The organism is Streptomyces sp. MUM 203J (assembly GCF_022414595.1).
Classification (GTDB): Bacteria; Actinomycetota; Actinomycetes; order Streptomycetales; family Streptomycetaceae; genus Streptomyces.
Genome location: NZ_JADWYO010000036.1, coordinates 29,550 through 44,192, shown reverse-complemented (window position 1 = coordinate 44,192; position 14,643 = coordinate 29,550). Strand labels below are relative to the sequence as shown.

The following is a 14,643-nucleotide window of genomic DNA, read 5'->3' as shown; positions in this document are numbered from 1 at the left end:
CCACTCATAGCCCCCGCCCCACGTCACTGACTCTTCCCTCGAACCTCGAACAGGCTCACGGGATCCATGCCCTTGCCTTCCCAGGGTCACGCATGGGAAGCACCGACGAGCGGGCGCACGGAGGGGAGCAGTGGGGCACAGCGGGGTGTCAAGGTCGCGGGATGTTCCGCACGTTGGAGCGGGCCATCTGGAGCATCCTGCCCACCCCGCCGTCCAGCACGATCCTGCTTGCGGAGAGAGCGAAACCGGTCACCATCTCGGCACTGATCCTCGGCGGGATGCTCAGCGCGTTGGGGTCCGTCACCACGTCCACCAGTGCCGGCCCCTTGTGCTTGAACGCGGCCTTCAGGGCGCCCGCGAGCTGCTTGGGCTTCTCCACCCGCACACCGAAGGCCCCGGCGGCGCGGGCGACCGCCGCGAAGTCGGGGTTGTGGTTGGTGGTGCCGTACGAGGGGAGACCGGACACCAGCATCTCCAGCTCGACCATGCCCAGCGACGAGTTGTCGAACAGTACGACCTTCACCGGCAGGTCGTACTGCACAAGTGTCAGGAACTCACCCATCAGCATGGCGAATCCGCCGTCGCCGGACATCGAGACGACTTGTCGGCCCGGGTCGGTGAACTGGGCGCCGATGGCCTGGGGCAGCGCGTTGGCCATGGAGCCGTGGCTGAACGAGCCGATGATCCGGCGCCGCCCGTTGGGGGTGAGATAGCGGGCCGCCCAGACGTTGCACATGCCGGTGTCGACTGTGAAAACCGCGTCATCGTCGGCGAGTTCGTCGAGAACGGACGCCACGTACTCCGGGTGCAGAGGGGTGTGCCTCTCCACTTTGCGCGTGTACGCCCTCACAACGCCCTCCAGCGCCTCCGCATGCTTCTTCAGCATCTTGTCGAGGAACCGGCGGTCCGTCTTGGGGCGCACCCGGGGCACGAGGCAGCGCAGGGTCTCGCGGACGTCGCCCCACACCGCGAGGTCCAGCCGGGAGCGTCGGCCGAGGTGTTCCGGCCGTACGTCCACCTGCACGATCCGCACATCGTCGGGAAGGAAGGCGTTGTACGGGAAGTCGGTGCCGAGCAGGATCAGCAGATCGCACTCGTGGGTGGCCTCGTAGGCGGCGCCGTACCCGAGCAGACCGCTCATGCCGACGTCGAACGGATTGTCGTACTGGATCCACTCCTTGCCGCGCAGGGCATGGCCGACAGGGGCCTTGACACGCTCCGCGAACTGCATGACCTCCGGGTGGGCACCGGCCGTGCCGCTGCCGCAGAACAGGGTCACCCGCTTCGCCTCGTCGACCATCCGGACGAGGGCGTCGACCTCGGTGTCGCCGGGGCGCACGGTGGGGCGCACGGTCACCAGGTCGTGCCTCAGCGTCTTCTCCTGAGCGGGCCGGCCCGCGATGTCACCGGGCAGGGCGACGACGCTCACCCCGCCCCGCCCCACGGCGTGCTGGATCGCCGTCCGCAGCAGGCGGGGCATCTGGCGCGGGTTGGAGATGAGTTCGCTGTAGTGACTGCAGCGCTGGAAGAGCTGTTCGGGGTGGGTCTCCTGGAAATAGCCGAGGCCGATCTCGCCGGACGGGATGTGGGAGGCGAGCGCGAGGACCGGGGCCATGGAGCGGTGCGCGTCGTAGAGGCCGTTGATCAGGTGCAGGTTGCCGGGCCCGCAGGATCCGGCGCAGGCGGCGAGCCGGCCGGTGAGCTGTGCCTCGGCCCCGGCGGCGAAGGCTGCGGCCTCCTCGTGCCGGACCTGGATCCAGTCGATGCCGCGGGTGCGGCGCACGGCGTCCACGACCGGGTTGAGGCTGTCGCCCACGACCCCGTACAGCCGATGGACGCCGGTGCGCAGGAGGATCTCGACGAACTGTTCCGCGACGGTCTGTCTGGCCATGGGACCATCCACGCACGGCCCGTGCCTTCACGCCTCCCAGACGGCCACGGCCGTACGGTCATCGGCGTACCCCTTCACCCGCAGCTGGGTGTCCGAGAGGAACGCCGCCAGGCCGGGCGGCCCCGGCGGCTCCGTCCCCGGTTCTGTGACGACGGCCCAGCGGGCGGCGAGTTCGGCAGCCAGGGCGGGCTCGCAGCGCAGGGGCTCGGCCAGTCCGGCACCGGCGAGGAGGAGGGTGTCACCCGGCCGGGCGACGGAGGCACGGAAGCGGAACGGCACGGCGGGCGGCGGCAGCAGGTCCTCGATGTAGGGGGCTCCGGGGTGCGGGGTGACGCCGAGCCTCATGGTGAGCCGGTCGGGGCCGCTGTCCGCGGCCTCGGCCCCGGAGGAGGGCGGCTGGGCCTGGGCCGGTACGGGGGGTGAGGCACCGGCCGGTGAGCCGTACCCGACGACGGGCTCGCCGGTGACGGCGCCGGGCTCCGGCGGGGACGGCTCCAAGTCGTGCCAGGCGCCGTCCCGGAGCCGGAACAGCCCGCCCCCGCCGACGCCGAAGAAGATCCGGGTGCGGCAGCCGGAGTCGGCGGTCAGCAGCAGGCAGCGCAGGTCGGCGGTGTACGCGTCGCTCTCCAGGCCCAGTTCGGCGGCGCGGGCGCGGAGCCTGCCGTAGGTGCGGTCGGTGAGCCGGTGCAGTCCGGACTTGAGGTCCTCGCGGCGCCCGGCGCCGATGTCCTCCGCGAGCCGGGCGTGACTGCGGCCCACGGCCTCCCCGATCCAGCGGCAGGCGTCGCGCGCCGCGAGGTGGGAGCCCTCGGCCGCGCGGGTCCCGGTGGCGACGGCGGCCATCAGCAGCGCGCCGTCCCCCGTGCCGAACCGGGCGGTCAGCAGCACGTCCCGCCGGGGCTCGCCCCGGTACCGGGCGGAGTCGCCCCGCACCGACGCGGCCCGCAGGGTGAACGTGCCGTACCGGGCGCCGTCCAGCACGGTGTCGGGCACCACCTCGTCCAGTTCGTGGGCCCGGGCCGGGGGCAGCGCGGTCGGCTCGGCATCGTAGGTGGGCGGCCCGTCACCGACGTACGGGACCGCGCGCGGCACCTCCCGCGCGACGGGCCCGAACGGCTCCGGAGCGTCTTGCGGGGCGCGTGCGTGCGGGACGGGGCGGGGGCCCTCGCCGGTACCCGCGCGGGTGTCGCCGGGCCGGTGGACGGCGCGGGGGTCGCGGGCGGCCGGTTCGGCGGGCGGCGGGGCCTGTTCCACGGCCGGGGGCCGGGGGCCGCCCGGGAAGGTGCGGGGCCCCGGGGCGGAGCGGGGCTCCCAGGGCGCGGCCGGCCGGTAGGCGGGCGGCGGCCCGGGAGGCGCGTCGGGCGCCGTGACGGCCGTGCCTGTGGTGAAAGTGCCGGTGGCGGAGTGGAAGCGGTCGTCGAGGGTGTCGCCCGACGCGGACGGAGCCGTGTCGGGGGCGGTGCCGTCGTACAGCCGGTCCCACCAGTCGTCCTCGTCGGCGGTGTGCCTGTCCCCCTGTGGACTCATGCCCTTGATTGTCCCAGCGGAGGCCGCGGCCAAACGGGGCTTCGGGAAAAAGTGCTCATCGTGCCGGGTCCCGCCGGGCGCCCTCCGCCGCCGGAGGTTCGTCCCGCCCGGCGGGTCCCGCGCGGCCGGAGCATGCCGTGCGCGGAGTCGCGCGGCACGGCACCGGGCGCACCGGCCACGGCCTGCGATGCCACCTTGGCAGAGGTGCGGGTGGTGTGGGGATGATGAGCGCGGCGGGTTTGCGCCGTGGCCGTTTCCCGCCATGCGCACGGCCCGGACAGGGGTTCCGTACGACTGGAGGGGCGGGTTCGGGTGTGCTGGGGGCGATAGGGCTGGACGAGCGCCAGGAGGCGGCGTACCGGGAGCTGGTGACGCTGGGCGCGGCGGGGGTCTCGGACCTGGCGCTCCGGCTGGGGCTCGCGGAGCCGCAGACGGAGCGCACGCTGCTGCGGCTGGAGGCGCAGGGGCTGGCGGCGCGGTCCTCGTACCGGCCGGGGCGGTGGGTGGCCGCGGCGCCCGGGGTGGCGCTCGGGGCGCTGCTCAGGCGGCAGCGGCACGAGCTGGAGCGTGCGGAGCTGGCGGCGGCGCTGCTGGCGAAGGAGTACCGGGCGGAGGCGGTGGAGCCCGAGGTCCACGATCTGGTGGAGGTGGTGACCGGGGCGAGCGCCGTGGCGCACCGGTTCCGGCAGCTTCAGCTGGGCGCGGAGGCGGAGGTGTGCGCGCTGGTCACGGGCCGTCCGGTGGCGGTGACAGGACCGGAGAACGAGGCGGAGGAGGACGCCGCGGCGCGGGGCGTGATGTACCGGGTGGTGGTGGAGCGGGAGGTGCTGGAGCAGCCGGGCGGGGTCGCGGAGCTGTCGGCTGCGCTGGACCGGGACGAGCGGGTGCGGGTGGTGGACCGGGTGCCGACGAAGCTGCTGGTGGCGGACCGGGCGCTGGCGATGGTCCCGCTGTCCGCGCGGGGGGCGGAGCCCGCGGCTCTGGTGGTGCACGCGAGCGGGCTGCTGGAGTCGCTGCGGGGGCTGTTCGAGGCGGTGTGGCGGGAGGCGGTGCCGCTGTGCCTGGATCCGGACGGGGCCGGGAGCGGCGGCCGGGTCGCGGAACGGGGCACGCCCGGCCCGGACGCGACGGACCTGGAGGTGCTGTCGCTGCTGCTGGCCGGGATGACGGACGCGAGTGTGGCGAAGCAGCTGGACCTGGGCCTGCGGACGGTACAGCGCCGGGTGAAGAGCCTGATGGAGCTGACGGGCGTGACGACCCGCCTCCAGCTGGGCTGGCACGCGTACGAGCGGGGCTGGCTCACCCGCTGAGCCCGCGCGGCCCGGCGGCGGGTCCGGCAGGCTGGTGGGGTGGGAGTGTGGCAGCTGCTGCTGGTCGCTCTGGTGCTGCTGCTCGGCCTGTTCGGGGTACTGCTGCCGGGCGTTCCGGGGCCGTGGCTGGTGTGGGCGGGCGTGCTGTGGTGGTCGCTGCAGGACACCACGGCGGCGGCGTGGTGGCTGCTGGTCGGGGCGACGGTCCTGCTGCTGGTCACCCAGGTGGCGGTATGGCGCCTGCCGCCCCGGAGGCTGCGGGGGGTGGGGGTGACCCGGCGGATGGTGGTGTACGCGGGGGTGGGGGCGCTGCTGGGTTTCGTCCTGGTCCCGGTGGTGGGCGCGGTGCCCGGGTACGTGGCGGGCATCTACCTGACGGAACGCAGCCGCCTGGGCGGGCACGGCCCGGCGGCGGCGTCGACCCGCCTGGTGATGCGCGCGATCGGCACGAGCGTGCTGGTGGAGCTGTTCACGTGCCTGCTGATAGTGGCGGCGTGGCTGGCCGTGGTGGCGGGGGTGTGAGCCGACACGTACGGCGCCTCTCTCCCCCCACCGGGGGTCCCGCTGCCCGAAGAACACGGACGACGGCGGACGAGCGGCGAAGCCGCGTCACGGGGGGTCCGGGGGCGGAGCCCCCGGACCCGGGCCGGGGGCGGGAACACCCTCAGCGGCGCCAGGTGGCCCGCGGGCCCCGCTTCGCCTCCATGCCCGCGCGCCCCTCGGCTCCCCGACGCTTCCACTCCCGCCGCATCTCCGCCCGGACCCGCGCGTCGGTCTTGGCCACGATGTGCTGGTTCTCCCGCAGCAGTTTCCGGTAGCTCTCCAGCCGCCGCTCGGGCAGGCTGCCGTCCTCGACGGCGGCCAGCACCGCGCAACCGGGTTCGGCCTGGTGGGCGCAGTCGTGGAAGCGGCAGTCCCGGGCCAGCTCCTCGATCTCCGAGAACACCTGGCCGACGCCGGTCCCGGCGTCCCACAGCCCGACCCCGCGCAGCCCGGGCGTGTCGATCAGGACGCCGCCGCCCGGCAGCGGGAACAGGTTGCGGGTGGTGGTGGTGTGACGGCCCTTGCCGTCGATGTCCCGCACGGCCTGCACGGCCATGGCGTCCGCGCCGAGCAGGCTGTTGGTGAGCGTGGACTTCCCGGCACCGGACACGCCGAGCAGCACGGTGGTGCCGCCGGCGACGTGAGCCCGGACCTCCTCGACCCCTTCCCCGGTGACCGAGCTGACCGGCAGCACCCGCACGCCGGGCGCGGCGGTCTGCACGTCCTGGACGAGGTAGGACAGGCCGACGGGGTCGGGCACGAGGTCGGCCTTGGTGAGCAGGACCAGGGGCTGGGCCCCGGACTCCCAGGCCAGCGCCAGGAAGCGCTCGACGCGCCCGAGGTCGAGTTCGGCGGCGAGCGACACCGCGATGATCGCGTGGTCGATGTTGGCGGCGAGGATCTGCCCCTGGGACCGCTTCGACGAAGTGGACCGCACGAAGGCGGCACGGCGTGGCAGGTAGTCCCGTACGTAGCGGGGCGAGCCCTCCGGGTCGACGGCGGCCCAGTCGCCGGTGCAGATGACGCGGAGAGGGTCGTTCGGCGTCACGTACGTGGTGTCGGCCCGGATCACGCCGCTCTCGGTGACGAGGTCGCACTGGCCGAGGTCGACGCGTACGACCCGCCCGGGGACGAGGCCGCGCTCGGCGTACGGCGCGAAGGCGGCCTCCCATTCGGTGTCCCACCCGAAGGGAACGAGGGAGTCGCCCCCGCCGGTGGAAGAGGAGGACGGGGAGAAAGAGGAAGACAAGGGATGACCCTTCACAAGGGTGGTCCCCGGCGCGCGGGCGCGCAGGCCCGCGCGAAACGTGTACGACGGTACGAGGAGGCGTCAGCCGGAGACCACGGAAGTGGGATTGATGATCTTCTGAAGCCGGGTCGGGCCCGGGACCGTGACAGTCATCAAGGTCCTCACCTCCCATGTGGTCGTCCTGACGTCGTCGTCGCACACGCTAGCCGGGCCACCGACGGCCGCGCCAATGTTTTTCCGGCGGGGTTCCCGGCGCTATCCCCCGGGAAAGCGCAGTGCAACACCACCACCGCCTCATTCCGCATACGGCATCCGACGTATGCGGACTCCTCTCCCCTTGCCGTAACCGGATGCGGCGTCCGGCACCGGACCGTCCATCGCTTCATACGCCGAGTGCATGAGGTGGTGGTTCGCCGGTGGGACGCGAGCCTGGGCGGTCGCGACGGGGCGCACGAACGGCACAGGCCCGGACACGCTGCGGACTCACACATTCCGATTGTGCGGGTTCCGCGACGCACGCCGGGATCGCTCATGACAACCATTGTCATGTGGTGGCATGCTCGTCCTCCGTTCACCGCACCGTCACACTCTGCCCAGCACGCAGCACAAGCTCCTGACAAGCGAGGACCACACCCGCATGAGCGAACCGCTGTATCTCGCACCACGCCTGGAGTCCCGGCTGGCAGCGCTGCTGGACTCCCCCGCCTTCCTCCACTCGCTGGTGACCGCCCTGGGCACACCTCTGAACGTGGTCCTGCCGGACCAGATCGCGGACAACGTCCGCCGGTTCCAGGAGGTCTACGCCCGCCACCGGCTCGCCGGGCGGATCTCCTTCGCGCACAAGGCGAACCGGTCCAGCGCCCTCGTGCGCAGGCTCGCCGCCGTCGCCCCGGCCCGGCCGGGTGCCGGAACGGCCGCCGTCGGCATCGACGTGGCGTCCCTCGGGGAGCTTCAGCACGCGCTGGGCGCCGGATTCACCCCTGAGCGGATCACCGCGACCGGCCCCAAGGACCCCGCGTTCCTGTGGCTCGCCGCCCGTACCGGGGTCACCGTGTGCGTGGACTCCCCGGCCGAACTCACCGCGCTCGCACGGCTCGTCGAGCGCCACAGCCTGCCGAGAACCGCCGTCATGCCGAGGCTCGCGGAGTTCGCGGCGTCCTCGGGGTTCTCCCCCTCCGGCATCCGCACCCTGGCCCGGCGCAGCCGCTTCGGCACCCCGTCCGACGAGGCGGGCGCCCTGCTGGACCTGGCGGAGAAACACCGCGACAGCATCGAACTGACCGGCGTCTCCTACCACCTGGACACCATGGCCGTCAGCGAGAAGGCCGCCGCCCTGGAGACGTCTGTCAAGGTGCTGGACGAGTGCCGGCGACGGGGGCTGCGGCCCCGGGCGGTCGACATCGGCGGCGGCTTCGGCGTCGACTACCTCGCGGACGGCGCCCAGTGGGAGACGTACACCACCGAACTGACCCGTGCCCTGCTCGGCAGGCGGGCGCCGCTCACCTGGGAGGGCCACGGCTACGGGCTGCGTGCCGAGAACGGCACCCTGCGCGGCGCGCTCGGCGTCTACCCGGGGCACCGGCCCGTCGCCGGGCCCCGCTATCTGGACGAGCTGCTCGCCCAGACCGCCCCCTCCCTGGGCCGCCCGCTGGCCACACTGCTCCTGGAGAACCTGTACGACCTGGACACCGAGCCCGGCCGCGCCCTCGCCGACCAGTGCGGGATCACTCTGGCCCAGGTGCTGGAGGTGCGGGAGGCGGCGGGCGGCGAGCTCCTCGTACGCCTCGGGGCGAACGCGCGCGACGTGGGGCTCGAGGACCACGGCCTGCTGGTCGACCCCGTTCTCGTGTCCCGGCGGAAGCGGCCCTCGGACGGGAACGGCCCGGCAGCCGCCTACCTGCTCGGGAACCTCTGCCTGGAGTCCGATCTGATCAGCCGCCGCCTGGTGTTCCTGCCCCGGGCACCGCGCCCCGGCGATCTGCTCGCCTTCGTCAACACCGCCGGATACTTCATGGACTTCACCGCCGACCACGCCATGCGGCAGCCCATCGCCCGCAAGGTCGCCGCCTACCGGGCGGACGGGGCGGCGGACTGGAACTGGTGTCTCGACGAGCAGTACTGGCCGCACCTCGGCGCCGGAGAGGACACCGGTGAGGACGCCGGAGAGGGCATCGGAACGGATCTGGGGGGCGCCCTGTGAGGTACGACCACATCACCGACGCCATCGGGGACACCCCGCTCGTCCGGATCTCCCCCGAGGTGCACGGACTCACCCATGTCGACCTGTACGCCAAGCTGGAGATGCTCAACCCGTTCGGCTCCGTCAAGGACCGGGCCGCCTGGCGGATGGCCCGCCCGCACCTGGCGGACGCCCGGGCGCAGGGCCGTACCGTCGTCGAACTGTCCAGCGGCAACACAGCCAAGGCACTCGCCGTGATCGCCGGGATGCACGGACTGCCGTTCAAGAGCGTCACCAACCGGATGAAGGTCCCGGAGATCAAGGACCTGCTGCTGCTCCTCGGCGCGGAGATCGAGGAACTGCCGGGCCAGGCCGAGTGCCTGGACCCGACGGCCACCGAGGACCCGCTGACCCGGATCCACCGGATGCTCACCGAGGACGACGGCGAGTATCTGCACACCGACCAGTACTACAACCCCGCCAATGCCGAGGCGCACGCCTCCGGCACCGGCCCGGAGATCATCAAGGACCTGGGCGGCACCGCGCCCGACTGGTTCGTGGCCGCCGTCGGCACGGCGGGCTCCTCCACCGGCACCGCCCGGGCCCTGCGCGCCCACAACCCGGACACCGCCGTCATCGGGCTCGTCGCCCACAAGTCGGACTTCATCCCGGGTATCCGGAACATCGACGAGGTGCACGAGGTGGGCCTGTTCGACCCGGAGACCTACGGCACGATCGCGTCGGTGACCGCCGACGAAGCCATCGACGGGATGCTGACCCTGGTCCGCCGCTGCGGCATTCTCGCCGGACCGACCGGCGGGGCGGCCTACTTCGGAGCCGTACGCCATCTCCGGGAGATGGAGGCCGGACTGGCGGAGCATCAGGACGGGCGTCGGCGGACGGCGGTGTTCATCGTCTGTGACCGGGTCGAGAGCTATATGAGCTACGTGAGGCAGCGCAGGCCCGAGCTGCTGCGGCGCCCGCCACGCCCCAACTCCCCCGCCACGCTGACCCCGGAGGAGCTGGCCGCGGTGCACGTCATCGGGGTCGAGGAGGCCCGGGCGTGGATCGCGACCGAGCGGCCGGTGGTGGTGGACCTGCGGGGCGGGTTCGCGTTCGCGGCGCTGCACATCGAGGGCTCGGTGAACATCGTGGACGAACTGTTCGCCGAACTTCTGCACGGAGGGCTGCCGTTCGGGCGGACACAGCCGGTGCTGCTGGTCTGCCCGGTGGGCGAGCAGTCCGTGGCGTACGCGGCGCTGCTGACCCGGATGGGCCACCGCAGCGTACGGAGCCTGGCCGGCGGGGTCATCGCCTGGCGGGACGCGGGCGCGCCGATGGTGCGGGACTGAGACGGGGGCGGGGATGAACACGCATATGAGCGGTGTCGCGTCGCCGGGGCTGCGGGAGTGGCAGCGTCCGCTGCGGGAACAGTTCCCGATCGTGACCGGCAACCCCGGGCTCGCGTATCTGGACAGCGCGGCCACCGCGCAGAAGCCGAAGGCGGTGCTGGACGCCGTCCAGGCGTACCTGACCGGCTGCAACGCCAACGCGGGCCGGGGCACCTACACCTGGGCCAACAGGACGACCGCGCTCATCGAGGAGACCCGGGAGCGGGTGAAGGCCTTCCTGGGCGACCCGGACCCGGACCGCTCCACGGTGTGGTTCACCAGCGGCGCGAGCGACGGGCTGCGGACGGTGGCCCTGGACTGGCTGGTAGGGGAGCTGACGGACGGCGACGAGATCGTCGTGCCCTTCGCGGACCACGAGGCCAACCACCTGCCGTGGCTGGAAGCCCGGGACCTGCTGGCCGAGCGGGGCGTGCGGATCACCGTGCACCCTCTCCCGTACCAGCAGGAGTCCCGGGACTACGACCTGGAGGCGCTGGCCGGGCTGGTCTCGGACCGCACCCGGTTCGTGGCGGTGACGCACGTCCACCATGTGTACGGCTCCGACATGAACGTCCACCGGGTGCGCGAGGTGCTCGGGCCGGAGGTGCCGATCTGTCTGGACGCGGCGCAGAGCGTGGGGCATCTGCCGGTGGACCTGGGCGCGCTGGACGTGGACTTCGTGGTGTTCTCCGGGCACAAGGCGCTGGCGCTGCCGGGGACGGGCGTGGTGTGGGCGCGCGGGCGGCGCGGCGGGGCGTTCCGGCCGGGCGGCTGGCAGGGCACGCCCAACACGACCGGGATCCTCAGCCTGCGGACGGCGCTGGACTGGCTGGACGCGGCGGGAGTGGCCCGTATCGAGGAATGGACGGTCGGTCTCGGCATACGGCTCACGGACGGGCTGAGCAAGCTCGGCGCGTACGAGGTGCTGGGCTGCCCGCTCAGTCTGACGGCGGCATCCACGGTCCAGCGGCGCCAGGGTCTGGTGACCTTCCGGCATCGCGCGGTCAGCGCCAACGACCTCGGGTTCATCCTGGCCGCGCACGGGCTGCTGGTCCGGGCGGACGGGCTGTGCCAGGCGCGGGCGGGTGAGAGCGACAGTTCCGTGCGGGTCAGTCTGCACGTCTACAACACGCCCGAGGAGATCGACCGGCTTCTCGGGGTCCTGGAGGGCCTGGAGTCCTAGGGCACTCCTCGATCAGGCCCGGAACGTATGCAAGGCGGCAAGGGAGCACAGGGAACGATGGCAGCGGCGGCACAGGAACCGGCGGGCGGTCTGACGGCCGGACGTGCGGGGGAATGGATCCGCAGGTGGGACCTCCAGCAGGAGCGGTACGCGTGTGACCGCGAGGCCCGCTTCACGGTGATCGCGGATGTCGTCGAGCGGGCGACGGCGCCGGTGGAGCGCCCTCTGATCGCGGACCTCGGCTGCGGGCCCGGATCGCTGGCCGCACGGCTGGCGGAGCGGCTGCCCCGGGCCGAGGTCGTCGGCGTGGACACCGATCCCCTGCTGCTGGCGCTGGGGCGGGCGCATCACGGTGTGCTGGTGCGGTTCGCGGACGCGACGATCGGTGCGCCCGGGTGGCTGGCGGCGCTGGAGCTGGACCGGCCGCTGGACGCGGTGGTGTCCGCGACGGCCCTGCACTATCTGCCGGAGCCCCGGCTGCTGTCGGTGTACGAGCAGCTGTGGGATCGGCTGCGGCCGGGCGGGGTGCTGGTGAACGGCGACCACCTGTTCCAGGAGGATCCGGCGGTCGCCGCGCTGGCCTCCCTGGTGGGCCGCCGCCATGCCGAGCGGCATGGTGCGGACGCGCATGAGGACTGGCGCGGATGGTGGGCGGCGGCGGCCCGCGCGCCGGAGCTGGCCGCGCCCCTGGCGGAGCGGGCCCTGCGCGGGCCCTGCGGGGGAGGCGACAACGGGCTGACGTTGCAGCGGCATGTGGAGCTGCTGCACAAGGCGGGGTTCGGGGCGGCGGGTCCGGTGTGGCAGTACGGGCCGAGCTGTGTGCTGGTGGCCGTGCGCTAGCCTCCTCCCCCGGTTCCGGCACGGGGGAGGCTCCGCCCCGGCCCCCCGTCACTCGCGCCTCGGGGGTACCCGTTGCTCGAAGAGCCCGGGGGCGCTCGTCCGCAGGTTCCGGACCGGTTTGCCCTCCCCCCGCCGGAACGGGCGCCCCACCAGTTCCCACACCCCGTGCAGCACCGGCTGCGTCCACCGCGCGGTGAACGGGCCGAGGATCACCAGGATCAGTACGTACGCCGTCGCGAGCGGTCTGATCTGCGGCTGTGTCCCGACCGTCAGTCCCGCGATGACCATGGAGAACTCGCCCCGCGCGACCAGCGCGCCGCCCGCCCTCAGCCGTCCGCGCGGGCCCACGCGGGCACGGCGGGCCGCGTACCAGCCGGTGAAGATCTTGGTGGTGGCGGTGGCCAGCGCCAGCAGCAGCGCGGGCACCAGGACCGGCGGGATCGCCCCGGGCGCGGTCGACAGACCGAAGAAGAGGAAGAAGACGGCGGCGAACAGGTCCCGGAGCGGCGTGAGGATCTTCCGCGCGCCTTCCGCGACCTCTCCCGACAGGGCGATGCCCACCAGGAAGGCGCCCACGGCGGCGGAGACCTGGAGCCGCTGGGCGAGCCCGGCGACCAGCAGGGTCAGGCCGAGCACGACGAGGAGCAGCATCTCGGGGTTCTCGGAGGAGACCGCGCGGCTGATGTGGCGGCCGTGACGCAGCGCCAGGTAGAGCACGACGCCGACCGTGCCGAGCGAGATGAGCAGCGTGACGCTGCCCCCGGCGATGCTGATGCCGGCGAGGAGGACGGTGAGGACCGGGAGGTACACCGCCATCAGCAGGTCCTCGATGACGAGGATCCCGAGGACGACGGGTGTCTCCCGGTTGCCCAGGCGTCCGAGGTCGGTGAGGACCTTGGCGATGACCCCGGACGAGGACACCCAGGTGACCCCGGCGAGGGCGACGGCGGCGATCGGACCCCAGCCGAGGAGCAGCGCGGCGACCGCGCCGGGCACCGCGTTGAGTATGAAGTCGACGACGCCGGACGGGTACTGCGTGCGCAGGCTGGTGACGAGTTCGGAGGCGCTGTACTCCAGTCCCAGCAGGAGCAGCAGCAGGATGACGCCGATCTCGGCGCCGACGGCGACGAACTCCTCGCTGGCGTCGAGCGGGAGGGCGCCGCCCTCTCCGAAGGCGAGCCCTGCCAGCAGGTAGAGGGGGATGGGGGAGAGCCCGACACGTTCCGCGAACCGGCCGACGAGGCCGAGCACGAGGATGACCGCTCCGAGTTCGATGAGGAGCGCCGTCGTGTCGTGCACGGTCACTCACCGCCGATGATCGCGGCGAGCGCGTCGACGCCCTGCCGGGTGCCGACGACGACGAGCGTGTCTCCGATGGCGAGCCGGAAGTCCGGTCCGGGGGCGGGGTGGGCGCTGGTGCGCCGCAGTACTGCGACGACCGAGGCGCCGGTGCGGGTGCGGGCGCGGGTCTCGCCGAGCAGCCGCCCCCCGTACGGGGAGCGGCTGGTGAGCGGGATGTGCTCGGTGACGAGGTCGAGCCCGTCGGTGCGGATGCCCTCGACCGGGTTGGGGTCGATGAGCTGGGCGAGGGTCTCGGCGTCCTCGGGGGTGAGAGGAACCGAGGCCTCGCAGGTGTCGGGATCCTCTTCCCGGTAGAAGCCGAGGAAGCGGCGGCCGTCGTGATGGACGACGACGGACAGCCGTCGGCCCTCCTCGGTGGTGAAGTCGTACTGCGTGCCGACGCCGGGCAGAGGTGTGCGACGCGTACCCATGACCGCACCTCCGGGAAGGCGCACGATGAGCGGGACGGGACCCTCACCTTATCCCATATGCACGCTCATACGCCTTATGCGGCTTTTGGGTATGGCTTGCCGTCCGGAGCCGTCAGGCCTTCGCCAGCTCCGCCGCGCCGAAGGACACGTCGAACCGGTCGCACCAGATGGTGACGCTGTTGTACGTCTCCAGGTCGAACCCGGCGGGGAGCGCGTAGTTCTGGTCGCCCTTGTTCCCCTTGAGCTTGCCGAGGCTGTGGTGGGCGCCGTCGTCGAACACGAACCAGCCGTCCTTGCCCTCGATGACGGGCGCGTCGGTCACCCACACGCGCAGGTCGGGCCCGTTGCTGGTGTCCAGGCCCTCCAGACGGAGCACCTGCGACCCGTCTGACAGCTTCAGGACACGGACCGTGCCGGTGGTCTCGTGCTCGTGGCTGATGAACGTGCCCGTGGCGACGGTCTCCGGCCCGGTGTCGGCGGGCTTGTCCGTCCCCGGCGAAGCGGACGGTCCGGAGGGGCCGGAGGGGCCGGAGGGGCCGGAGGGGCTGGAGTCGCCGGGCGCGGCCGGGGCCACCGCCTCGGGGAGGGCGTCGTTCACCGTCTCCTCCGTCACCAGCTTCCAGGGCTGGAACCAGTACAGCCCGAAGCCCAGCGCCACCACCGCGACCGCCGCCACGCCCATCACCACGGGTCGGGTCAGCAGACCCCGCACACCTGCCATCTTCACGGTCTCCTCGCACTCACACGTTGTCTCCTGA

12 protein-coding genes are annotated in these 14,643 nt (G+C 72.9%); 6 read left to right on the top strand and 6 right to left on the bottom strand.

What is annotated here, in order from left to right; all coding sequences use genetic code 11:
- Positions 1-148: 148 nt before the first annotated feature.
- Positions 149-1,891: a pyruvate dehydrogenase gene (locus I3F58_RS18805; protein WP_240109791.1), complete on the bottom strand. Its 1,743-nt coding sequence runs from the start codon at positions 1,889-1,891 to the stop codon at positions 149-151.
- 27 nt (positions 1,892-1,918) lie between these two features.
- Positions 1,919-3,418 (bottom strand): protein phosphatase 2C domain-containing protein, encoded by a 1,500-nt coding sequence (locus I3F58_RS18800; RefSeq protein WP_240109790.1) that lies wholly within the window; start codon positions 3,416-3,418, stop codon positions 1,919-1,921.
- A 314-nt stretch (positions 3,419-3,732) separates the two neighbouring features.
- Between I3F58_RS18800 and I3F58_RS18795 the strand changes: the two genes are divergently transcribed.
- A complete protein-coding gene (locus I3F58_RS18795; protein ID WP_240109789.1) occupies positions 3,733-4,728 on the top strand; it encodes a LuxR family transcriptional regulator in 996 nt (331 codons plus the stop codon).
- 39 nt (positions 4,729-4,767) lie between these two features.
- Positions 4,768-5,250, top strand: coding sequence for a DUF456 domain-containing protein (locus I3F58_RS18790; RefSeq protein ID WP_240109788.1), 483 nt, complete (start codon positions 4,768-4,770; stop codon positions 5,248-5,250).
- Positions 5,251-5,392: 142 nt separating this feature from the next.
- Here I3F58_RS18790 and rsgA read toward each other — a convergent pair whose 3' ends face one another.
- Positions 5,393-6,520 (bottom strand): ribosome small subunit-dependent GTPase A, encoded by a 1,128-nt coding sequence (gene rsgA / locus I3F58_RS18785; RefSeq protein ID WP_240109787.1) that lies wholly within the window; start codon positions 6,518-6,520, stop codon positions 5,393-5,395.
- 637 nt (positions 6,521-7,157) lie between these two features.
- On the opposite strand from rsgA, the gene I3F58_RS18780 reads away from it, so the two are divergent.
- From I3F58_RS18780 to I3F58_RS18765, 4 genes are read left to right on the top strand one after another with little or no spacing between them, the layout of a single operon-like run.
- The gene (locus tag I3F58_RS18780; RefSeq protein WP_240109786.1) at positions 7,158-8,720 is read left to right on the top strand and encodes an alanine racemase; all 1,563 of its coding nucleotides are present in this window, start codon (positions 7,158-7,160) and stop codon (positions 8,718-8,720) included.
- Positions 8,717-10,051 (top strand): pyridoxal-phosphate dependent enzyme, encoded by a 1,335-nt coding sequence (locus I3F58_RS18775; protein ID WP_240109785.1) that lies wholly within the window; start codon positions 8,717-8,719, stop codon positions 10,049-10,051. The genes I3F58_RS18780 and I3F58_RS18775 overlap by 4 nt, the downstream gene beginning before the upstream one ends.
- Before the next feature lie 25 nt (positions 10,052-10,076).
- Complete coding sequence (locus tag I3F58_RS18770; RefSeq protein WP_240109784.1) at positions 10,077-11,273, top strand: aminotransferase class V-fold PLP-dependent enzyme; 1,197 nt, start codon at positions 10,077-10,079, stop codon at positions 11,271-11,273.
- A gap of 57 nt (positions 11,274-11,330) precedes the next feature.
- Entirely contained in the window at positions 11,331-12,113 is a 783-nt protein-coding gene (locus I3F58_RS18765; protein WP_240109783.1) for a trans-aconitate 2-methyltransferase, read from the top strand.
- Positions 12,114-12,161: 48 nt separating this feature from the next.
- Here the strand turns inward: I3F58_RS18765 and I3F58_RS18760 are convergent, their stop codons facing one another.
- The 3 genes from I3F58_RS18760 to I3F58_RS18750 all read right to left on the bottom strand — a co-directional run bounded on the left by I3F58_RS18760 (position 12,162) and on the right by I3F58_RS18750 (position 14,606).
- A complete protein-coding gene (locus I3F58_RS18760) occupies positions 12,162-13,412 on the bottom strand; it encodes a cation:proton antiporter (RefSeq protein WP_240109806.1) in 1,251 nt (416 codons plus the stop codon).
- Between the two features lie 2 nt (positions 13,413-13,414).
- The gene (locus tag I3F58_RS18755) at positions 13,415-13,885 is read right to left on the bottom strand and encodes a cation:proton antiporter regulatory subunit (protein WP_240109782.1); all 471 of its coding nucleotides are present in this window, start codon (positions 13,883-13,885) and stop codon (positions 13,415-13,417) included.
- 112 nt (positions 13,886-13,997) lie between these two features.
- On the bottom strand, positions 13,998-14,606 hold the full coding sequence (locus I3F58_RS18750) for a DM13 domain-containing protein (protein ID WP_240109781.1): 609 nt from the start codon (positions 14,604-14,606) through the stop codon (positions 13,998-14,000).
- Positions 14,607-14,643: the final 37 nt, after the last annotated feature.